Raw genomic sequence first — 20,408 nt, 5'->3', positions numbered from 1 at the left:
ATCAGGCTCAGCCCATGTGGACGGGCGCGCCCTCGGTCTTCCTGCCGGCCTTGACGAACAGCGTCAGTACGGCCGTCAGCACCGCGATGCCGGTGCTGACCAGGAAGGCCACGTGCATGCCGTCCATGAAGGCGTTGTGCACGGCGTCGCCGATCTGCTGCGGCAGGCCGGGCGGGACGGAGCCGAACGCGGCGGCCTTCTCCAGCCCCGTCAGCTGGGCGGGCGGGATGGCCTGGGCCGCCGGGCCGAGGTAGCCGGGCAGCTTGTCGGAGATCTCACCGGCCATCACGGCGCCCAGGATCGCGGTGCCGAGCGCGCCGCCGACCTGCATGGCCGACTGCTGCAAGCCACCCGCGACGCCGGTCAGGTTGACCGGGGCGTTGCCCACGATGATCTCCGTGGCGCCCACGAACACCGGCGACATGCCGAAGGCCAGCAGCAGGAACGGGATGCCGCTCTCGATGAACGACGCGTCGATGCTGAGCTGGGACATGAGGAACATCGAGAACGCGGTGATCAGCAGGCCCGTGGCCATCGTGATCTTCGGCCCCAGCCTGCCGATCGCCATGCCCGCCAGCGGCGAGGCGACGATCATGCCGGCGCTCATCGGCAGCATGCGCAGGCCGGCCTCCAGCGGGGACAGGCCGTGCACGCCCTGGAAGAAGAAGCCGAGGAAGAACATCGCGCCGAACATGGCGAACGCGACCATCATCATCAGCACGGTGCCGATGGAGATCGAGGCGTTCTTGAACAGCGATAGCGGCACCAGCGGCTGGCTCGCCCGGCTCTGCCAGAAGATGAACGCGCCGATCAGCACCACGAACAGGCCCGCGAAGGTCAGCGTCGTGCTGTCGCCCCAGCCCCACTCCGGAGCCTTGATGATCGTCCAGACGAGCGAGAACATCGCGCCGGACAGCAGCAGCACGCCGAGCCAGTCGATCCGCGCCAGCGTCTGCGCGCGGTTGTCCTTGATCAGGATGGTGCCGAGGACGAGGGCGGCGAGGCCGACGGGGGCGTTGATGAAGAAGACCGTCTCCCAGCTCGCGTTCTCGACCAGGAGGCCGCCCACGATCGGGCCGGCGGCGCTGGACAGGCCGATGATCGCACCCCAGGCGCCCATGGCCTGGTTGAGCTTCTCACCCGGGAACGCTCCACGCAGCAGCGCCAGGGCGGCCGGCTGGAGCAGCGCGCCGAACAGGCCCTGCAGCACCCGCAGGGCGATCAGCGCGCCCACCGGGGAGAGGCCGGGAATGATGTCGGCCAGCTCGGCGCTGAGTCCGATGCCCACCGAGGAGATGGCGAACCCCGCCACGCCGATCAGGAAGACCCGCTTGTGCCCGAACAGGTCGCCGAGCTTGCCGGCGGTGATCAGGAAGACCGCCAGCGCCAGCAGGTAACCGCTGGTCACCCACTGCAGGTCGGACAGCGAGGCCTTGAGGTCGGCCTGGATCGACGGGTTGGCGATGCCCACGACCGTGCCGTCGAGCATGACCATGATGACGCCCAAGCTGACCGCCAGCAGCACGAGCCAAGGATTGCCGCCGGCCCCCGTTTTCACCGGGCCGTGCGATGACGGCGCATCCACCGCCTTCGCGTGAGCCATGAAGTCCCCCTAAGTACACGAACCGCCCCATATCAGGGCATAGATCTCGTAAGCCTCAGGTAATCTATGACAGTCGCTGACTAATGACAAACGAGTTTTATTCGTCGTCGTATGACTTATGGCACACTGTGACAGAAAGGTTTCGAGGGAGTGACTGCTGTGGGTCTGCGGGAACGCAAGAAGGAGAAGACGCGCCTGGCGATCCTCGACGCCGCGCTCGACCTGTTCCTCGAACAAGGATACGAGTCGACCACGGTGGAGCAGATCGCGGGGGCCGTCGAAATCTCCCCGCGCACCTTCTTCCGCTACTTCAACAGCAAGGATCACCTGGCGCTGTGGCACCACGACCACGGCGAGGAGATCATGCTCGAGACGCTGGCGTCCCGCCCGGAGGATGAGTCGTCCTTCACCTCGCTCATGCACGCCATGCGCGCGGTCGTCGGCGACCTGGAGGGTTCAACGGGCGAGGACAGGGCGAGGTTCCTGAAGCTGCGGCGGCTCATGGAGGACCACCCGAGGCTGGTGGGCATGTCCGTGGCCAGGGGCGCGGCGACCGAGCGCCGCCTCATCGAGGTGATCGCCGCACGCAGGGGCGTGGACCCCGACGAGGACATGCTCACGCCCTTGATCGTGGCGTTCGCCGCCTGCACCCTGCGCGTCGGCTTCGAGTGCCCGCGCCGCGACAGCGGCCTACCGGAGATCACGCAGCGGATGGCGGAGACCATCGAGCTGGCCGAGCGCTCGCTGCGGCCCGGCTGGGACCGCTAGTCAGTTCATCGTCGGGTCGTCCGGGCAGGTCGCCACGAAGGCCAGCTCGCCGGGCTGCCGCCGCAGCACGTGCCGCCAGAGCGCGCGGGGATCGGCGTGGAAGGTGTCGCCGGCCTCCGAGTCGACCACGTACCAGGCGCCTTCGGCGATCTCGCTCTCCAGCTGGCCCGACGACCAGCCGGCGTACCCCGCGAAGATGCGCATCTGCGCGATCTCCCCCTGCAGGATCTCGGGCGGCGCGTCCAGGTCCACCGTCCCGAGGCTGGAGACGGCCGGGGTACCCGCGTGCAGCCTGCGCCAGCCGAGCGGCTCCTCGCCGCTGGGGACCGCCGCCAGCGCGAGCGCGCTGTCCGTCTGCACGGGCCCGCCCTCGAAGAGCACGGAGGGCCCGGTCACCAGCGGATCCCACACGGGCAGCACCTGGGTCACGGAGATGTCGCTGGGCCGGTTGAGCACCACTCCCAGGGTGCCGCCGTCGTGGTCGTGTTCGAGGATCAGCACGACGCTACGCCGGAAGTTGGGGTCGTCGAGAAGCGGCGTCGCCACCAACAAACCGCCGACGTAGATCGCTTCCGCCATACCTCCATCATGAAGGGTTCCCGAGGCTCGCGCTCCCCCAGTGCGTCGATGTTACTTTTCGTGGTCACTTGGGCACCTTCTGTAGCAAAGATCACTCGTTGGGGGGAGCTCATGCATATCAGGACACGTCTCGTGCTGGCCGCACTACCGGTCTGTGCGGTCCTGTTCCTCCCCCAGAGCGCGCAGGCGTGGCCCTGGCATGAGGATCACGGCGACCCGTTCACGATGACGGTGGACGACGTTCACTGCCGTTCGGGGCGCGCGCACGTCACCCTGCACAACCTGACCCAGGAGGCCGCGCGCTTCGACGTCCAGGCCGACGGGGTCAGCGTGGCCAAGGGGGCCATCCCGGCCCACAAGTCGATCGTCAGGCAGGTGCCGGTGGCCAAGGGCAGCACCGCGGACGTGGAGGCGTACTCGCTGGGTGACCCGCAGCGGGAAACGCTCGTCGACTCCAGCCGCGTCAAGAACGACTGCCCCTGGGGCCACCACCTGGACAACCTGCCCTTCACCGGCCCGCCCGCCGACCTCATGGGGAAGCTGGCGACGGCGGGCGGCCTGATCGTGGTGGGCGGCATCCTGTGGTGGTACGGCTCCATCTGGCCGCGTTCGACCCCGTGAGCTAGGGCTCTTCCACGACGAACGCGCCGGCCCTGGCGGCGGCCAGCGTGCGCGCCACGGACCGTTCCGCGTCCTGCTCGGTCACCGGCTCCCTGGTGACCACCAGCCGGTAGTAGAGCGGGGCGGAGATCGCGCGGATCACCTCCGCGCCGTCGGTGCCCGCGGGCAGCTCGCCCCGCTTGACCGCCAGGTCCACGACGTTGGCCCACTCCGCGATCCTGCGCAGGTAGAAGGCGCGCAGCGCGCCGGCGGCCTGCTCGTCGCTGGTGGCGGCGGCGATCACCGCCTGAAACGTGGCACCGAGCCGCCCGTCGTTGATCGCCCCCAGTACGGACAGCGCGTTGGCCCGCAGGTCGGCCTCGACGCCGCCCGTGTCGGCATGGGGCGTGGACTGGTTGGCCAGCTCGGTCATGAGATCGGTGACCAGGCCCGCCCTGCTCCCCCAGCGCCGGTAGACCGTGGTCTTGCCGACACCCGCCCTGGCCGCCACCTGGTCCATGGTCAGGCCATGGAAGCCGTGCTCGACCAGCTCGTCCTGCGTGGCCTCCATGACGGCCGCGCGCACCCGCGCCGTGCGGCCCCCTGGCCGCACGGTTCCCGCCGAACGGGAAGGTTGGTCCATCTACGCTCCTTGTCGCAACGTTCCATTTTAACGGAACTGTCATCCCATTAAGGATTGACGGCGCATTTCCCCCACCTTCTGGACGCGGCCATGCGAAGATCGGTTCCATCCCTTCGACCGTTCGGCAATACCGAACGAATCTGCGCTATGGTGCGAGCTGTGGGAGAGACGATTCAGTCGGTCGAGCGGGCGGCCGCGATCCTGAGGCTGCTGGCCTCGGGGCCGCGCCAGCTCGGGGTGGCCGAGCTGGCCAGGGCGCTGGGCCTGCCCAAGGGCACGCTGCACGGCATCCTGCGCACGCTGGTCCACGTCGGGTTCGTCGAGCAGGACCCGGCGAGCGGGAAGTACCGGCTCGGCGCCACGCTGCTCCATCTCGGCAGCAGCTATCTCGACGTCAACGAGCTGCGCACCCGCGCCATCAACTGGGCCGACGCCCTCGCGGGGCGCAGCAGGGAGAGCGCCTGGATCGGCACCCTCCACGAGGGCCACGTGCTGGTGATCCACCACGTGTTCCGGCCCGACGACAGCATGCAGACGCTCCAGGTGGGCACATACCTGCCGACCCATGCCAGCGCGCTCGGCAAGGTCCTGCTCGCCCACGACCCGTACGGCGAGCCGCCCGCGCCGCCGCTGCAGCCGTACACGAAGAACACGATCGTCGACCCCGCGGCGCTGGAGAAGGAGCTCGGCCTGGTCAGGACGCGCGGCTGGGCCTCCGAGACGGAGGAACTCACCGAGGGCGAGGTGGCCATCGCCGCGCCCATCAAGGACCCGCGCGGCCTGGTGGTGGGCGCCATCGGCATCCGCGGCGCCGTCGAGCGGCTGGCCCCCGACGGCGCCCTGCACATGGAGTTCGTCTCGTACGTAAGGGACGCCGCCCGCGCGATCACCCGCTCACTTGAACATCCCTAAGACCACGAAATAGCATTCGTTCGGCATTGCCGAACCAGAACCAAGCGAGGAACCCCGTGCCTCGAACTCAATACGTCGCCGCCATCGACCAGGGCACCACCTCCAGCCGCTGCATCGTCTTCGACCAGGCCGGCAACATCATCTCCGTCGCCCAGCGCGAGCACCGCCAGATCTTCCCCAAGCCCGGCTGGGTCGAGCACGACGCGGCCGAGATCTGGCAGGCCGTGCAGGGCGTGCTGGCCGAGGCCGTCAGCGGCGCCGGCATCGAGGACGGCCAGATCGCCGCGCTGGGCATCACCAACCAGCGCGAGACCACCGTGCTGTGGGAGCGGGCCACCGGCCGGCCCGTCTGCCCCGCGATCGTCTGGCAGGACACCCGCACGGACCAGCTGACCCGGGCGCTGGCCGAGCACGAGGGGCTGTTCAAGGAGAAGGCCGGGCTGCCGCTGGCGACGTACTTCTCCGGGCCGAAGATCCGCTGGCTGCTGGACGCCTACGGGCTGCGGGAGCGGGCCGAGCGCGGCGAGGTGCTGTTCGGGACGATGGACAGCTGGCTGCTGTGGAACCTCACCGGCCGCCACGTCACCGACGTGACCAACGCCAGCCGTACGATGCTGATGAACATCCACACGCTGGCCTGGGACGACGAGCTGCTCGACGCGCTGGGCGTGCCCCGCGCGATGCTGCCGGAGATCCGCCCGTCCGCCGAGGTCTATGGCCGCACCGCGGCGGGCGTCCCCGTCGCCTCGGCGCTCGGCGACCAGCAGGCGGCGCTGTTCGGCCAGACGTGCTTCGCGCCCGGCGAGACCAAGAGCACCTACGGCTCCGGCAGCTTCCTGCTGATGAACACCGGCCACGAGCCCGTCGTCTCCAAACACGGCCTGCTGACCACGGTCGGCTACCAGATCGGCGAGGGCCCGGCCACGTACGCGCTGGAGGGCGCGATCGCGGTGACCGGGTCGCTGGTGCAGTGGCTGCGTGACAACCTGGGTCTGATCTCCAGCGCGGCCGAGATCGAGACGCTGGCCAGGACGGTCGACGACAACGGCGGGTGCTACTTCGTACCGGCCTTCTCGGGGCTGTTCGCGCCGCACTGGCGCTCGGACGCGCGCGGCGTGATCGCGGGGCTGACCGGGTTCGTCACCAAGGGGCACATCGCGCGGGCCGTGCTGGAGGCCACGGCGTGGCAGACCCGCGAGGTGGTCGACGCGATGAACGCCGACTCCGGGCTCGACCTGACCACGCTGCGCGCCGACGGCGGCATGACCGCGAACAACCTGCTCATGCAGACCCTCGCCGACGTCCTCGCGGTGCCGGTGATCCGGCCCATGGTGGCCGAGACCACCGCCCTGGGCGCCGCCTACGCCGCCGGGCTGGCGACCGGCTACTGGCCCGACGTCGACAGCCTGCGCGCCAACTGGCACAAAGCCGCCGAGTGGCGCCCGGCCATCGACGAGGCCGCGCGCGAGCACGAATACCGCAACTGGAAGAAGGCCGTGGCCCGGACCCTCGACTGGGTCGAGCAGTAGGGAGTGGGGCAATGACGACGACGACCGCCGCAGACCGCGCGCAGACCCGTGAGGAGCTCTCGCGCACCGCCTACGACCTGCTCGTGATCGGCGGCGGCATCCTCGGCACCTCCGTGACCTGGATGGCCGCGCAGGCCGGGCTGCGGGTGGCGATGGTCGACGCGGGCGACTTCGCCGGCGCGACCTCCAGCGCCTCCTCCAAGCTCGTCCACGGGGGCCTGCGTTACCTGCAGACCGGCAACGTCCGGCTGGTCGCCGAGAACCACCGCGAGCGCCGCGCCCTGGCCGCCGACATCGCGCCGCACCTGGTCAAGCCGCTGACGTTCCTGGTGCCGATCTACAAGGGCGGGCCGCACGGGGCGGCCAAGCTGGGCGCGGGGGTGTTCCTGTATTCGGCGCTGTCGGTGTTCGGCGACGGCATGGGCAAGGTGATCACGCCCCACCAGGCGCTGGCCAAGGTGCCCGCGCTGCGTACCGAGGGGCTGCGGGCGGCCGCCGTCTACGGCGACCACCAGATGAACGACAGCCGCGTCGCTGTCATGACCGTACGGGCCGCCGCGGACGCGGGCGCGGTCGTGCTCAACCACGCCGAGGTCGTCGGGCTGCGCAAGACGGGCGGCACGGTCACGGGGGCCGACCTGCGCGACCGGCTCGACGGGGCCGAGTTCGGGGTCTCCGCCCGGCTCGTCCTGAACGCCACCGGGCCCTGGGTGGACCACCTGCGGCGCATGGAGGACCCGGACGCCGCGCCGAGCATCCGGCTGTCCAAGGGCGCCCACCTGGTGCTGCGCCGCCACGAACCGTGGAAGGCGGCGCTGACCACGCCGATCGACAAGTACCGCGTGTCGTTCGCCATCCCGTGGGAGGACCACCTGCTGCTCGGCACCACGGACGAGGCGTACGAGGGCGATCCGGGCGGGGTGCGCGCCACCGAGGCCGACATCGCGCAGATCCTCGACGAGGCCGGCCACGCCGTACGCGACGCCCAGCTCAGCCGCGAGGACATCACCTACGCCTTCGCCGGGCTGCGCGTCCTGCCCGGCGGCCCCGGGCAGGTGACGGCCGCGAAGCGGGAGACCGTGGTGACCAGGGGGGCAGGCGGCATGCTCTCGGTCGCGGGCGGCAAGTGGACCACCTACCGCCACATCGGCAGGCACGTCCTCGACACGCTCGCCCACCTGCCCGGCCGGCCCCTGGGCGACGACCTGGCCGACATCCTGCCAGCCGTGCCCCTGCCGGGCCTGGCCAGCCCCGACGCGGTGGCGCTGCGGCTGTGGACCGACCGCGACCCGGGCGCGCGCATGGATCCGCTGGTGGCCAGGCACCTGGCCACGCACTACGGGTCGATCGCGTTCGACCTGGCCCGGCTCATCCGCGAGGACCCCGCCCTCGGCGAGCGCATCCACCCGGACGGCCCCGACATCTGGGCCCAGGCCGTCTACGCGCGCGACCGCGAGTGGGCGGCCACGGTGGACGACGTCGTACGCCGCCGCACGACGCTGACGGTACGCGGGCTCGACACGCCTGACGTGCGCGATCGCATCGCCGCCCTGCTCACCTGACCCGGATCTGGGCAGGGGGTAGTCATGTGCACTCCGATGAACGAAGCCCTGCTCAGGCACTTCCGCGACCTGCGTGACGGCGACCACGGAGGGGCCGTCACGCGGGAGGACAAGGAACACGTTTTCGCCACGGCGGCCGAGCTGCTCGACCCGGTGGCACGCAGAGCCCTCGACGAGCTCAACGCCGACCTGCTGCTCGGCACCGGTGAGGTGGTGGCCAGCGGGGTCACCCGGTCGCGCGAGGGCGGGCTCAACGCGATGTGGTCGCTGACGTGGCCGGAACAGCGCGCCACCCACAACCAGCCGATCGCGATCGTCGCCCACTACGGCTGCGACTTCCACCACCCGCATTTGCGGGGCAACACGGTCGGGGACTGGCCGCTGAACGTCTTCGGCCGCGCGGACGCCGAGGCCCAGCTCGACACGCTACGCGCGATCGCCGCCGGCGACGCCCACAACCTCGTCTTCCAGGAGAGCTACCACCTCATCCCAGCCATAACCACCCAACCCGCCTGACACCCCACCTCCCGGTCCCGGGTCCGGCGACCACTTCACGCGCGGCGGTGCGGCGAACAGCCCGTCCGGCGGATCCCGGCGCAACGCGCACGGCGGGACGGGCGCACGGTGGAACCCGGCGCAACGCGGGCGGCGGGACGGGTGCCACGGAGCCGGTCAAAGGATCGCCGTAGCGGCGGCCGGCCACGTGCGGGTCAGCGGCCGTCCCCCTGGAGGCCCTCAGCCACGGGCGGCGGTCGGCGCCGCCCGTGCTCCGCCGTAAAAAATGATGCTTCTCACGCCACGGGCGGCGGTTGGCGCCGCCCGTGCTCCGCCGTAAAGAACGATGCTTGTTATGCCTCGGTGAAGCCGCGCGCCCGGCCACCCGCCGACTCGCGCACCGCGGCGGCGACGGCGCCCGCCACGTCGGGGTGGAAGACGCTGGGGACGATGTAGTTGGGGCCCAGCTCCTCCGGCGTGACGACGGCGGCGAGGGCGCCGGCCGCGGCCAGCAGCATCTCCTGCGTCACCCCGTTGGCCTGCGCGTCCAGCAGCCCCCGGAAGACGCCCGGGAAGGCCAGCACGTTGTTGATCTGGTTGGGGTAGTCGGAGCGCCCCGTGGCCACCACGGCCGCGTGCTCGCGCGCGTCGTCCGGCGACACCTCGGGCTCCGGGTTGGCCAGCGCGAACACCACCGCGTCCTTGGCCATCGTCGCGATGTCGTCGCCCGTCAGGATGCCCGGCGCCGAGACGCCGACGAAGACGTCGGCGTCCTTGACCGCCCCCCGCAGGTCGCCCGAGTAGCCCTCGGCGTTGGTGTGGTCGGCGATCCACTGCAGCGACTCGTCGAGGTCGTCACGCCCGCGGTGGACGGCGCCCAGGTAGTCGCAGACGACCACGTTGCGCGCGCCAGCGGCCAGCAGCAGGCGCAGCACCGCGTTGCCGGCCGCGCCCGCGCCCGCCATGGTGATCTTGACGGTCTCGATGTCCTTGTCGACGACCCGCAGCGCGTTGGTGAGCGCCGCGAGCACGCAGATCGCCGTGCCGTGCTGGTCGTCGTGGAAGACGGGGATGTCGAGCAGCTCGCGCAGCCGCCGCTCCACCTCGAAGCAGCGCGGCGCGCCGATGTCCTCCAGGTTGATCCCGCCGAACCCGGGCGCGATCACCTGCACCGTGCGGACGATCTCGTCGACGTCCTGCGTGTCGAGGCAGATCGGCCAGGCGTCGATGCCCGCGAAGCGTTTGAACAGCGCCGCCTTGCCCTCCATGACCGGCAGCGCGGCCTCGGGGCCGATGTTGCCCAGGCCCAGCACGGCCGAGCCGTCGGTGACGACGGCCACCGTGTTGCGCTTGATGGTCAGGCGCCGGGCGTCCTCCTTGTTGCGCGCGATGGCCATCGACACGCGCGCCACACCCGGGGTGTAGGCCATGGACAGCTCGTCGCGGTTGCGCAGCGGCACCTTGGACTTCATCTCGATCTTGCCGCCGAGATGCATGAGGAACGTGCGGTCGGACACCTTGTGGATGACGACGCCCTCGACCGCCTCGAGCTGGTCGACGATGGCCTGGGCGTGGTCGGTGTCCCTGGCCGCGCAGGTCACGTCGATGCGGAGCTTCTCATGGCCCGCGTTGGTGACGTCGAGGGCTGTGACCACGCCCCCGGCCGACTCTACGGCGTGGGTGAGCTGGCTGACGGCCTTGCCGCCGGCCGGCACCTCGAGACGCACGGTGATGGAGTACGACACACTCGGGACGGTCGCCACGTCAATCGCTCCTTCGGGACTGACCAAGAATTCCCCCATGATAGGGGGCGCCAGGTCAATCCAGCGCCTCGGCCGCTGTGACGATGAGCTCGACGCAGGTGGGAACAGGGATTGTGGTGCTGTCGACGACCAGATGATATTGACAGGAATCCGTCGGATCCGCCCGATAAAAGTGCCGTACGTAGGCCATCCGGGCACGGTCGTTGTCCTCGATGACCCGGCGGGCCTCGCGCTCGCTCATCCCCGACAGCGTGGCCGTCTGCCGGATCCTGCGCTGGATCGGCGCGTCGAGCCGGACGTGGAGCGCGCCCGGGTGCTCGGCCAGCACCACGGCCCCCGCCCGGCCGAGGAACACCCCGCCCTGGCCGCGGGCCATGTCCTTGAGCATGCGTTCGGTACGGCGGACGAACTCCTCCGGCGCGTACGGCATCGCGCCGGGCACGTACATGTCGACGCCGCCGAACGTGACGGTCGGCAACCGCATCGCTCCCGAGAGCAGCCGCCCGAGGCCGTGCTCGGCCCGGTCGTCGTGCGCGAGCGCCTCCTCCAGCGTGCAGCCCAGCTCCTGGGCGACCGCGCTGGGGATGGCGCGGTCGACGAAGGGCACGCCGAGGCGCTCCGCGACGGCCGGGCCGATCTGGCTACCGGCCGTGCCGTATGTCGCGGATATGGTGACGACCCGCATACACCCAGGTTAGAACAGTGCGCTCGCCAAAGCTCTACGTGCTTTCGCCAAAGATGGATCGTCGGCCGGCAACGCGTCGAACAAGCCGAGCAGGTGGCGCCTGGCCTTGTCGCGCTCGTCGCCCGAGGTGCGCTTGACCACGGCGATGATGCGGCTGAACGCCTCGTCGACCGAGCCGGACAGCATCTCCAGGTCAGCGGCGAGCAGCTGCGCCTCGATGTCGGCGGGGTCCTGCAGGCGCCGCTGGACGTCGGCGGGGTCGGCGCTCTCGGTGCGCTTGATGAGGCTCACGCCGGCCAGGCCCATCTTGGCGTCCTCGTTGCCCGGCGCGCGGGCCAGCAGCCGCTCGTACGCCGCCGCGGCCGCGTCGAGGTCGCCGCCGTCGATGGCCTGCTCGGCGGCCACCAGGTCGGGGTCGGCGGGCGGCCCCGCGGGCGCCTCCTGCTCGCCGGGCTCCGCCCCCGCGGGCCGGGCGTCGGGGTTGGCCTGGTAGAACTGCTCGACCGCGCCCATCAGCTCGTCGAGCCAGCGGCGCACCTCCTGCTCGGGCAGCACCTGCTGGAAGCCGGTGACGGCCTGCCCCTGGAAGATGGCCAGCACGGTCGGCACGGCCTGCACGCGCAGCGCCTGGGCGATCTGCGGGCTGGAGTCGACGTTGACCTTGGCCAGCACGGCCCGGCCGCCGAGATCGCCGACGACCTTCTCCAGCACCGGGCTGAGCTGGGCGCTGCCCGGCGCCCGCGGCGACCACAGGTCGAGGACCACGGGCGTGGTCATCGAGCGGTCGATGACCTCGGTCGTGAACGTCTCCTCGGTCACGTCCACGATCGAGGCCGACGCGGCCGCCTGGGGACCCGCCGCCTCCCGCCGGGCCTGCGCCTCGAGGGCCTGCTTGCGCGCGCCCAGGTCAATCGCTCCGTAGAGCGACCCGGGCCTAGAGAAGTCCGCCATGCTCTTCATCTTGCCGCATCACCAGGGCGGCGCAGTCACCCGCCGCCCTCTTGGAAGTCGCCCGCCGCCACCCGGAGGGTGCGCAACTGGGTGAACATCCGGTCGAGTTCGTCCTCGGCGTACATGGTCAGGCCGAACTCGGCGCCCATCAGGTCACGGGTGGCCCGCTCCACGACGTCCCGGCCGGCCTTGGTGATCTCGGCGAGCACGCCGCGCCCGTCCCGCGGGTTGGGCAGCCGGCAGACGAACCCGGACTTCTCCAGCCTGTCCACCGTGTTCGTGACACTGGTGGGGTGGACCATGAGCCGTTCGCCGATCTTCGACAGCGGGAGCGCGCCTGTCTTGCTGAACGTCAGCAGGACCAGCGCCTCGTACCGGGCGAAGGTCAGGTCGTACGGCTTCAGGAGCGAGTCGAGCTGCGACAGCAGGATCTGGTGGGCTCTCATGATCGAGGTCACGGCGGCCATGGCGGAGGAGGGCCCGAAGTGGGCACGCCAGCTCTCCGCGGCCCGGTCGATGGGGTCGAACGGCAGGTTGAGCGGCTTGGGGTGCGACACAGCGCATACGGTAGCGCGCCCCTCGTCCCGGTTCGTCTGGTGACCTGGAGCGACAGGCTTCCCCGCTTGACCAAGAATCCGGACGTCAATCATCACGCTCAGTTATGGTTCTCGTACGTATGGTGACGCAGAAGCCAAGTCCATCGGCCTGTGGGGACAGGCCGGACTCATTCGCTTCGGCCTTGCCGAGGGGCACGGGGGGTGCTTGATGAAGGTCAACGGGGAAAAGGGTGCGTGAGCACGCGGGCATTTCACGAGAGGAGCTGAAGCAGAGCGCGGCCGTCACGGTGGCCGTGCTCCTGGCGATCGGGCTGCTGGCGGCGTGGAATGTCCTGATACCTGGCGTGGACGCGTGGGAGAACATCGTGGCCGCGGTCATCGGCTCGTTGCGGATGACCGGGCCGGTGGCCGCCGCGTTCGCGGCGTGGGTGGCGTTGCGCAAGCGCAGGGCGTTGCGCGGGCGCCCGCTCACGACGTGGCGTGCGCTCAAGGCGCCGCTGGCGATCGTGGTGGTGGTGCTCGGGTCGTTCGGTGCGACGGTGCTGGTGTTGGCGGTCAAGACGGTGCTCACCGACCAGTCGGGGCGGCTGAGCCTGTCCGGCCTGGGCATGGGCATGGCGGGGCTGGCGCTCTACTCGGTGATCGGCTGGGTGGCCGGCTGGGTGGTGCCCAAGGCGTTCACGCCGCCGCTGGCCGGGCTGGCCTGCTATGGACTGTTCTCGTGGCTGGCCGACGACCGGGGCTGGGCGGACAAGCTGGCGCCCGGCACCGGGGAGCCGTACGACCTGTTCCAGGGGTTGAGCGGGGCGCCGTTCTTCGACCAGACGATCTGGCTGCTCGGCATCACGGCGGCGCTGCTGCTCGGCTGGGCGGCGCTGGTGACCAGGCAGGCGCTGGTGCTGGCGTGCGCGCTGCTGTCCGTGCTGGCGGCCGGGATGGGCGTGTCGCGGGTGCTGGCCCAGCCGAAGCCGGCCGCGGCCGTGGACATCGCCTACAGCTGCCAGGACTGGCCGATCACGGTGTGCGTGCACCCGGGGATGCGGGCGGGGCTGACCGAGCTGGGGGCGGCGTTCACGCAGATCGCCTCCCGGCTGGCGGGGACGCCCGCCGCGTTCACGCGGGTGGAGCAGCGGCCGCTGGAGGAGGAGCTGAAGCCCTCGAACGGCCTGGCGCCCGTCCACGTGCCCGACCTGTCCGCGGGGTTCGCGGAGGAGGCGGCGTACGAGTACATCGAGTCCCTGGCCGCCCGCTGCCCCGGCACGGTCGCGGACGGTTACCGGGAGATCGTGATGGCGTGGCTGCGCGGGGAGCCCCTGCCCGGCGGGCCGCTGCCCGAGCACCAGTACGCGGCGTCGTGGTTCTCGTGGCTGAGCGAGCACCAGCGCAGGGAGTGGCTGCGGATGTTCTACAGCGACTTCCAGAACTGCGGGCTGTCGAGCATGTACTTCGGCGGCGGCGGCGCGGCGCGGCCGCAAGTGGCGCCGTCGGCCCGCCCGACGCCGGAGTCGAGCCACGTCTACCCCGTGTACCCGGAGGGCGAAGGCACGCCGAACTCGGCCCCCAGCACGTCCATGGCCGGTCTGAGCTAGGCGGCGGCCGATGGATCGGAAGATGTCACCAAACGGCTGGCAATGATGATCGCCCGACGGGTAGTCATGCACGCATGACGACTTCCCGTACGACGCCGCTCGGGGTGACCACCGCGCGGCGCCGCAGGTGGCGATACGTGGCGGGTTTCCTGGTCCTGGCGGTCCTGCTCGTGGTGGGCGGCCGCCTGGCCTGGACCTGGCTCAACCCGCTCGGCGAACAGGTCATCGACCGCAGTCAGCCGGTGCTCCTGCAGTCCATCAAGGACCTCAGCCGCTTCGAGGCCGCCACAGGGAACTTCCAGGTGGTCGTGGACCTGGAGAAGGACGCCAACTTCCTGCCCGACGCGATCAAGGGCACCCGCACGCTGTTCGTCGGGGCGGGCGGGGTGGACGCGTACGTGGACTTCTCCGGCCTGGCCGGGAACGCCGTGACGGTGTCGGAGGACCGCACCCAGGCGACCGTGCTCCTGCCCCGTGCCCAGCTGGAGAAGCCCAACCTGGACAACAGCCGCTCGTACGTGTACGCGCAGCAGCGCGGGCTGTTCGACCGGGTGCAGGACTTCCTGTCCGGATCGCCAGGGGACCAGCGCGAGCTCTATCTGCTGGCGGAGAAGAAGATCACCGAGGCGGCGGTGGCGAGCGACCTGCGCGCCAGGGCGGACGCCAACACCAAGGCCATGATGACCGGCCTGCTGAAGTCGCTCGGCTTCACGAAGGTCACGGTGAAGTTCACGGACGAGCCCTAAGGACGGCTCACGGGCACCTTAGTCGCCTGGTGCGCCTGCCTAAGTACCTTCCTATCTGGCCTTACGTCCGGAGATAAGGCATCCGCCCGATGTGTCCGGGAGGGCCTTAGGAGGAGTCTTAAGAGTGCAGGGAAGAAGCACGAGCCACAAGGGGCCTCAATGAACGCCGAACTCGAGTACACCGTGATGCAGCACCACGCCTCCGAGCTCCGCCGCGCCGCGGCCGAGCAGCGGCGGGTGCGCGAGGCGCAGAAGAGCCTGCGGCCGGAGCGCCGCAACCGCTCGGTCTTCGCCAAGTTCCTCGCCTCATGACCGTCCACAAGCAGCCCGGCCGCACCCTCCCTCGCGGCCGGGCTGAACAGCCCCCGTAGGGGGCGACGTCAGGGACCCGAATCCTGGTGGGTCCCTGAATCGCGGAGCCCCGGTCCATTCCTGGTCGGACCGGGGCATCGCGCTGTCCGGGCCGGCGGGGCTCAGACGGTGATGACGGCCTTGCCGCGCACCTGTCCCCGTTCCAGGCTGCGGACGGCCTCGGGGACCTCGCTGAGCGGGTACGTCCGGTCGACCACCGGCGTGACCTGGCCGGAGCCGACGAGCTCCGCCACCGCTCGCAGGTCGGCCTCCCGGGGCGCCATGAAGACCACGCGCAGCCGCTGGCGGGCGAACGGGTCCAGCAGCACCGTCCGGAGCTGGCGGTCGGTGCCGGCCAGCCACCGCCCGCCGCGTTCGCCGCCGACGATGACCACCGTTCCGCGGGGCGTGAGAGCGCGGCGCAGGTGGCGCAGCGGGCGGTTGCCCGCCGTGTCGACGATGACGTCGTAGCGGCTCCCCCGGCCGGCGAAGTCCTCGCGGGCGTAGTCGACGACCTCGGCCGCGCCGATCGACCGTACGAGGTCCGCCTTCGCCGCGCTGCACACGCCCGTGACCTCCGCCCCGGACGCCTTGGCGAGCTGCACCGCGTACGTCCCCACTCCCCCGCCCGCGCCGATGACCAGCACCCGCTGCCCCGCCCGCACCCGGGCCTGGTCGCGCAGCGCCTGGAGGGCGGTGATGGCCGAGGTCGGCACGGCCGCCGCGGGCTCGAACGCGAGGTCGCCCGGGATCGGCGCGAGCCGGTCCTCGCGGGCGCACGCGTACTCGGCGAAGGCCCCGCCGCCGCACGTGCCGAACACCCGGTCGCCGGGCCGGAACCGGGTCACGCCCGCGCCGACCTCCTCGACGACCCCCGCGACGTCGGTGCCGGGCCGGCCCTTGGGCTTACGCATCCCGATCGCCGGGCGCATCAGGTACGGGAGGCCGGTCATCATGTGCCAGACGCCCATGTCGAGCCCGGCCGCGCGCACGCGTAACAGCACGTCGGTCTCACCGGGCGATGGCTTCTCGATGTCCCGAAATTTCAAGACATCGGCGGGCCCGTACTCATCCTGAACGATCGCCTTCATGGTCACTCTCCCTCTGGATACTGGAACACGTCATCGAGCGGGACCCCGAAAACCCGCGCGATCTGGAACGCCATCTCCAAGGAGGGCGAGTAGCGGCCCTGCTCGATGGCGATGATGGTCTGCCTGGTCACGCCGACCCATTCGGCCAGCTCCGCCTGCGTCATCTCCCCGCGCGCGAACCGCAGGGCCCGGATCGAGTTCGTGACCTTGGTGGACTTCACCATGACGGCAGGCCCTGGCGGTAGGCGACGATCTTCAGCGCGGACCCCAGCACCGACGAGAGCACGAACGCCAGGTAGATCACGTTCGCGATCCAGAAGTAGCCGACCTCGGCCAGGGCCATCCACAACGCCGCCAGCCCGCCCAGAACGAGGCACCACTGGCCGGCGTATTGGCCGTAGCGCCAGATCTCGCGGTCACGCTGGTCCTTCATCCCGGCGCCTCGGCGGAAGACCGCCGAGAGCGCTATGTCGAGGACGATCGTCGCCGCGATCGCACCCCCGATGCTCCACAGCAGCGTCGCCGCGTAGGGCACCTCCGCGATGGAGGTGCCGCCCGCTCGGCCGAGGATGATCACGACGTACGTGCCGTACGCGCAGACCGAGACCACGGCCATGATCCACGCGCGTCTCTCTTCGGATGCCATGCCTCGAATGTAAAACATCCCGGACTTCGTGTCTAGAATTCTTTACATGGCCGAGCGCGAGAAGGGCCCCGGGGCTCTCCCCGGGGCCCGCGAAGACTCCTACTGCTTGGGGACCGAGATGATCAGTGCGTCACCCTGGCCGCCGCCGCCGCAGAGCCCGGCCGCGCCCAGGCCGCCGCCCCGGCGCTTCAGCTCGTACGCCAGCGTCAGCACGATCCGCGCGCCCGAGGCCCCGATCGGGTGGCCCAGGGCGATGCCGCCCCCGTTGACGTTGACCTTGTCCAGCGGCACGCCCAGCTCCTTGGCGGACTGCAGGACCACGCTGGCGAAGGCCTCGTTGATCTCCACCAGGTCCAGGTCGCCGGCCGTCGCGCCCTGCTTCGACAGCGCGTGCTTGATGGCGTTGGCCGGCTGGGACTGCAGGGACGCGTCCGGGCCCGCGACGTTGCCGTGCCTGCCGATCTCCGCCAGCCACTCCAGGCCCAGCTCCTCGGCCTTCGACTTCGACATGACCACGACGGCGCAGGCCCCGTCGGAGATCTGCGAGGCGGAGCCGGCCGTGATCGTGCCGTCGGCGGCGAAGGCCGGGCGAAGCTTGGCCAGGGTCTCCGGGGTGGTGTCACCGCGTACGCCCTCGTCCTCCTTGACGATCACCGGCTCGCCGCGGCGCTGCGGGATCTCCACCGGGACGATCTCCTCGTCGAAGAGGCCGTTCTTGATGGCGGCGGCGGCCAGCTGGTGGGAGCGGGCCGACAGCGCGTCCTGCTCCTCCCGGCGGATGCCGAGCCGGGCGTTGTAGAGCTCCGTCGACTCGCCCATCGCGCGCTGGTCGAACGCGCAGAACAGGCCGTCGTGGGCCATCGAGTCGACGACCTGCGAACCGCCGTACTTGACGCCCCTGCGCAGGCCGGGCAGGAGGTGGGGGGCGTTGGTCATGGACTCCATGCCGCCGGCCACCACGATGTCGAACTCGCCCGCGCGGATGAGCTGGTCGGCCAGCGCGATGGCGTCCAGGCCCGACAGGCAGACCTTGTTGATGGTGACGGAGGGGACCGTCATGGGGATGCCGGCCTTGACGGCGGCCTGGCGGGAGGGGATCTGGCCGGCGCCGGCCTGCAGGACCTGGCCCATGATGACGTACTCGACGGCCTCCGGCGCGACCCTGGCACGCTCCAGCGCGGCCTTGATCGCGACGCCCCCGAGGTCCACGGCGGCCAGCCCGGACAGGGATCCCAGGAGCTTGCCGATGGGGGTGCGAGCTCCGGCCACGATGACGGAACTGGACATGACGGGGGCCTCCTACGCTCACGTCGGGTTCTTTGACACCATACCCACGAGTAGGCGGACGCTCGCTATGGAGGTGGGCCACATATGTTCATGCGGATCGACCACATCGGAATCGCGTGCAAGGACATCGAAGAGAAGATCGCGTTCTTCTCGGAGACGTTCGAGCTGACCGTGGTCGCCAGGGAGGTCAACGAGGAGCAGGGCGTGAAGGAGGCCATGCTGCGCATCTCCGACGGCGAAGGTGGGGGCTCCTACATTCAGCTTCTGGAGCCTCTCTCTGAGGACTCCCCTGTGGGAAAATTCCTCGCTAAGCGTGGCGAGGGCGTCCATCATGTGGCATTCGGGGTTCCCGATGTCGCCCAGGCGATGGCTAAGATCAACGAGAAGGGTGTGAGGCTCCTGGATGAGCGTCCCAGGCACGGGTCGATGGGCTCCGAGATCGCGTTCCTGCACCCCAAGGACGTGGGAGGAATGCTGACGGAGTTGGTGCAGGCGGCCAAGCCCTAACACCGGACCTGACAAATGTTAAAAAACGTTCATATGTAACTAGTCACGCAGAAAGTTGGACGGGGCTTCGCAGGTGGCACCAGCGGAGTACGCTTGACCTTCCACCGGACATGGAGCCTGCCCTTTGGCACAGGCTCCTGGATCGGATGCCCCGAACCCCCCGTCCGGCCCGTGTAGCCGTCTCGACAACCCAGGATTGAGCCTCCATGCAGTCCGACATCGACGCCCAGCTCAACAATTTCTTCGAGGACGCCCCCGCACGCGAGTTCGACGTGGTGCTCCGCGGTTACGACCGGCATCAGGTCCACGATCATCTGAAGCAGCTAGACGGAGAGCTACGGCAGTCCCGCGAGCAGGTGACGAGCCTGCAGCGCGACCTGTCCGACTCCCAGCGCCAGTTGCAGGAGCAGGAGCGCCCCACCTACTCCGGTCTCGGCGCCCGCATCGAGCAGCTGCTCCGCCTGGCCGAGGAGCAGGCCACGGAGCTCGTCCAGGCCGCCAGGTCCGAGGCCAACGAGATCAAGGCCGCGGCCAAGGTCGAGGCCGCCGACCTGCGGGCCGCCGCCGAGGCCGAGGCAGCCGAGAAGCGCGCCGTGGCCACGCGGGAGAGCGACGAGATGCGCTCCGCCGCCGACCGCGACGCCGAGGAGACCCGCTCGACCGCCCGCCGCGAGGCCGACGAGCTGACCAACACCACCGATCGCGAGGTCGCCAAGCTGCGGGCCACCGCCGACCACGAGGTGGCGGAGAAGCGGGCCGACGCCGAGCGGGAGATCGCCAAGCTCCGCACCACCGCCGAGCGCGAGGTCGCCCAGCTGCGGGCGTCGACCAAGCGCGAGCGCGACGAGGTGCTGACCACCGCCAAGCGGCAGGCCGACGAGATGCGCGCGCAGGCTCAGCGGGTGCTGGAGGAGTCGGAGGCCAAGCGGGCGCAGGACGAGGCGGAGTTCGAGATCCAGCTCGCCTCCCGCCGCGAGGAGGCCGAGCGCCAGGAGGCCGAGCGCCACGCCACCGCCCAGGCCAACACCCAGCGCATGGTCGCTGAGGCCGAGCAGCGCGCGGCCACGGCCGAGTCGCGGGCCACGAAGGCCACCCAGCAGGCCGAGCAGACCCGCCGCGAGGCGGACCTGCACGCCAAGCAGCTTGTCGCCAACGCCCGCAAGAGCTCCGAGACGATAGTCGCCGAGGCCAAGACGAGCGCCGACACGATCGTCACCGAGGCGAAGAACGAGGCCGAGCGCACCCGCACGACCATGCAGCGCCAGGTCGACGAGCTCACCCGCCAGCGCGACAGCATCACCAGCCACCTCGCCCAGCTGCGCCAGCTGCTCGGCGGCGCGGCCCTGCCCGGCATGGAGCCGGAGCCCGCGGTCACGGCGGCCCCGGCCAAGCCCGCACTCGCCGCTCCTGTGGCCGAGGCCCCGGCCACGACGCCCGCGGCGAAGGTCGAGAGCAAGTCCGAGGACGACGCCGAATGGTGGCAGGAGTAACCACCGGCCCACAGGTCGGGACTGCACACGGGGGCTGAAGAGCAGGTTGGAGAG

At 70.5% G+C, this 20,408-nt stretch carries 22 protein-coding genes; 11 read left to right on the top strand and 11 right to left on the bottom strand.

Annotated features, from left to right (window positions below; genetic code table 11):
- Nucleotides 1-7 precede the first annotated feature (7 nt).
- The gene (locus AB0J87_RS06035) at nucleotides 8-1,603 is read right to left on the bottom strand and encodes a DHA2 family efflux MFS transporter permease subunit (protein ID WP_363962819.1); all 1,596 of its coding nucleotides are present in this window, start codon (nucleotides 1,601-1,603) and stop codon (nucleotides 8-10) included.
- A gap of 150 nt (nucleotides 1,604-1,753) precedes the next feature.
- Between AB0J87_RS06035 and AB0J87_RS06030 the strand changes: the two genes are divergently transcribed.
- A complete protein-coding gene (locus AB0J87_RS06030) occupies nucleotides 1,754-2,371 on the top strand; it encodes a TetR family transcriptional regulator (protein WP_363962818.1) in 618 nt (205 codons plus the stop codon).
- On the opposite strand, the gene AB0J87_RS06025 is transcribed toward AB0J87_RS06030, so the two are convergent.
- Entirely contained in the window at nucleotides 2,372-2,950 is a 579-nt protein-coding gene (locus tag AB0J87_RS06025) for a YqgE/AlgH family protein (protein ID WP_355207305.1), read from the bottom strand. It abuts the gene before it with no gap.
- Nucleotides 2,951-3,061: 111 nt separating this feature from the next.
- Between AB0J87_RS06025 and AB0J87_RS06020 the strand changes: the two genes are divergently transcribed.
- Nucleotides 3,062-3,571, top strand: coding sequence for a hypothetical protein (locus AB0J87_RS06020; protein ID WP_363962817.1), 510 nt, complete (start codon nucleotides 3,062-3,064; stop codon nucleotides 3,569-3,571).
- Between the two features lies 1 nt (nucleotide 3,572).
- Here AB0J87_RS06020 and AB0J87_RS06015 read toward each other — a convergent pair whose 3' ends face one another.
- Nucleotides 3,573-4,193 (bottom strand): TetR/AcrR family transcriptional regulator, encoded by a 621-nt coding sequence (locus AB0J87_RS06015; protein WP_350730078.1) that lies wholly within the window; start codon nucleotides 4,191-4,193, stop codon nucleotides 3,573-3,575.
- Between the two features lie 159 nt (nucleotides 4,194-4,352).
- Between AB0J87_RS06015 and AB0J87_RS06010 the strand changes: the two genes are divergently transcribed.
- From AB0J87_RS06010 to AB0J87_RS05995, 4 genes are read left to right on the top strand one after another with little or no spacing between them, the layout of a single operon-like run.
- Nucleotides 4,353-5,105, top strand: coding sequence for an IclR family transcriptional regulator (locus AB0J87_RS06010; protein ID WP_350730077.1), 753 nt, complete (start codon nucleotides 4,353-4,355; stop codon nucleotides 5,103-5,105).
- Between the two features lie 56 nt (nucleotides 5,106-5,161).
- On the top strand, nucleotides 5,162-6,634 hold the full coding sequence (glpK, locus tag AB0J87_RS06005; RefSeq protein WP_363962816.1) for a glycerol kinase GlpK: 1,473 nt from the start codon (nucleotides 5,162-5,164) through the stop codon (nucleotides 6,632-6,634).
- Nucleotides 6,635-6,645: 11 nt separating this feature from the next.
- Nucleotides 6,646-8,196: a glycerol-3-phosphate dehydrogenase/oxidase gene (locus tag AB0J87_RS06000; protein WP_350730073.1), complete on the top strand. Its 1,551-nt coding sequence runs from the start codon at nucleotides 6,646-6,648 to the stop codon at nucleotides 8,194-8,196.
- Nucleotides 8,197-8,232: 36 nt separating this feature from the next.
- Nucleotides 8,233-8,712, top strand: a complete 480-nt coding sequence (locus tag AB0J87_RS05995; protein WP_350730072.1) for a hypothetical protein — start codon at nucleotides 8,233-8,235, stop codon at nucleotides 8,710-8,712.
- A gap of 332 nt (nucleotides 8,713-9,044) precedes the next feature.
- Here the strand turns inward: AB0J87_RS05995 and AB0J87_RS05990 are convergent, their stop codons facing one another.
- The 4 genes from AB0J87_RS05990 to AB0J87_RS05975 are packed head-to-tail and all read right to left on the bottom strand — an operon-like array spanning nucleotide 9,045 to nucleotide 12,647.
- Nucleotides 9,045-10,454 carry an NAD-dependent malic enzyme gene (locus AB0J87_RS05990; protein WP_363962815.1) on the bottom strand — a complete coding sequence of 470 codons (1,410 nt, stop codon included), beginning with the start codon at nucleotides 10,452-10,454 and terminating at the stop codon, nucleotides 9,045-9,047.
- Between the two features lie 55 nt (nucleotides 10,455-10,509).
- Nucleotides 10,510-11,139 (bottom strand): cytidylate kinase-like family protein, encoded by a 630-nt coding sequence (locus AB0J87_RS05985; RefSeq protein ID WP_363962814.1) that lies wholly within the window; start codon nucleotides 11,137-11,139, stop codon nucleotides 10,510-10,512.
- 9 nt (nucleotides 11,140-11,148) lie between these two features.
- Nucleotides 11,149-12,090: a tetratricopeptide repeat protein gene (locus AB0J87_RS05980; RefSeq protein ID WP_363962813.1), complete on the bottom strand. Its 942-nt coding sequence runs from the start codon at nucleotides 12,088-12,090 to the stop codon at nucleotides 11,149-11,151.
- A gap of 35 nt (nucleotides 12,091-12,125) precedes the next feature.
- Complete coding sequence (locus AB0J87_RS05975) at nucleotides 12,126-12,647, bottom strand: MarR family transcriptional regulator (RefSeq protein ID WP_318787341.1); 522 nt, start codon at nucleotides 12,645-12,647, stop codon at nucleotides 12,126-12,128.
- Between the two features lie 230 nt (nucleotides 12,648-12,877).
- Between AB0J87_RS05975 and AB0J87_RS05970 the strand changes: the two genes are divergently transcribed.
- The 3 genes from AB0J87_RS05970 to AB0J87_RS05960 all read left to right on the top strand — a co-directional run bounded on the left by AB0J87_RS05970 (nucleotide 12,878) and on the right by AB0J87_RS05960 (nucleotide 15,294).
- Nucleotides 12,878-14,236, top strand: coding sequence for a hypothetical protein (locus AB0J87_RS05970; RefSeq protein WP_363962812.1), 1,359 nt, complete (start codon nucleotides 12,878-12,880; stop codon nucleotides 14,234-14,236).
- 74 nt (nucleotides 14,237-14,310) lie between these two features.
- The gene (locus tag AB0J87_RS05965) at nucleotides 14,311-14,982 is read left to right on the top strand and encodes a DUF4230 domain-containing protein (RefSeq protein WP_363962811.1); all 672 of its coding nucleotides are present in this window, start codon (nucleotides 14,311-14,313) and stop codon (nucleotides 14,980-14,982) included.
- A 159-nt stretch (nucleotides 14,983-15,141) separates the two neighbouring features.
- On the top strand, nucleotides 15,142-15,294 hold the full coding sequence (locus AB0J87_RS05960; protein ID WP_363962810.1) for a hypothetical protein: 153 nt from the start codon (nucleotides 15,142-15,144) through the stop codon (nucleotides 15,292-15,294).
- A 161-nt stretch (nucleotides 15,295-15,455) separates the two neighbouring features.
- Here AB0J87_RS05960 and AB0J87_RS05955 read toward each other — a convergent pair whose 3' ends face one another.
- The 4 genes from AB0J87_RS05955 to AB0J87_RS05940 form a co-directional block, all read right to left on the bottom strand.
- Nucleotides 15,456-16,424 (bottom strand): NAD(P)-dependent alcohol dehydrogenase, encoded by a 969-nt coding sequence (locus AB0J87_RS05955; protein ID WP_363962809.1) that lies wholly within the window; start codon nucleotides 16,422-16,424, stop codon nucleotides 15,456-15,458.
- A 2-nt stretch (nucleotides 16,425-16,426) separates the two neighbouring features.
- A complete protein-coding gene (locus AB0J87_RS05950) occupies nucleotides 16,427-16,648 on the bottom strand; it encodes a helix-turn-helix transcriptional regulator (protein ID WP_363962808.1) in 222 nt (73 codons plus the stop codon).
- The gene (locus AB0J87_RS05945; protein ID WP_363962807.1) at nucleotides 16,642-17,070 is read right to left on the bottom strand and encodes a hypothetical protein; all 429 of its coding nucleotides are present in this window, start codon (nucleotides 17,068-17,070) and stop codon (nucleotides 16,642-16,644) included. Before AB0J87_RS05945 ends, AB0J87_RS05950 begins: the two co-directional genes overlap by 7 nt.
- Nucleotides 17,071-17,169: 99 nt before the next feature.
- Nucleotides 17,170-18,357 (bottom strand): acetyl-CoA C-acetyltransferase, encoded by a 1,188-nt coding sequence (locus tag AB0J87_RS05940; RefSeq protein WP_363962806.1) that lies wholly within the window; start codon nucleotides 18,355-18,357, stop codon nucleotides 17,170-17,172.
- Nucleotides 18,358-18,441: 84 nt separating this feature from the next.
- Between AB0J87_RS05940 and mce the strand changes: the two genes are divergently transcribed.
- Entirely contained in the window at nucleotides 18,442-18,864 is a 423-nt protein-coding gene (gene mce / locus AB0J87_RS05935; RefSeq protein ID WP_319712687.1) for a methylmalonyl-CoA epimerase, read from the top strand.
- Between the two features lie 206 nt (nucleotides 18,865-19,070).
- Complete coding sequence (locus AB0J87_RS05930) at nucleotides 19,071-20,354, top strand: DivIVA domain-containing protein (protein ID WP_363962805.1); 1,284 nt, start codon at nucleotides 19,071-19,073, stop codon at nucleotides 20,352-20,354.
- The last annotated feature ends 54 nt before the right edge of the window (nucleotides 20,355-20,408 follow it).

Origin of the sequence: Nonomuraea sp. NPDC049625, from assembly GCF_040675285.1 — a bacterium.
Taxonomy (GTDB): Bacteria; Actinomycetota; Actinomycetes; order Streptosporangiales; family Streptosporangiaceae; genus Nonomuraea; species Nonomuraea angiospora_A.
This window is presented reverse-complemented; position numbering and strand designations above follow the sequence as displayed.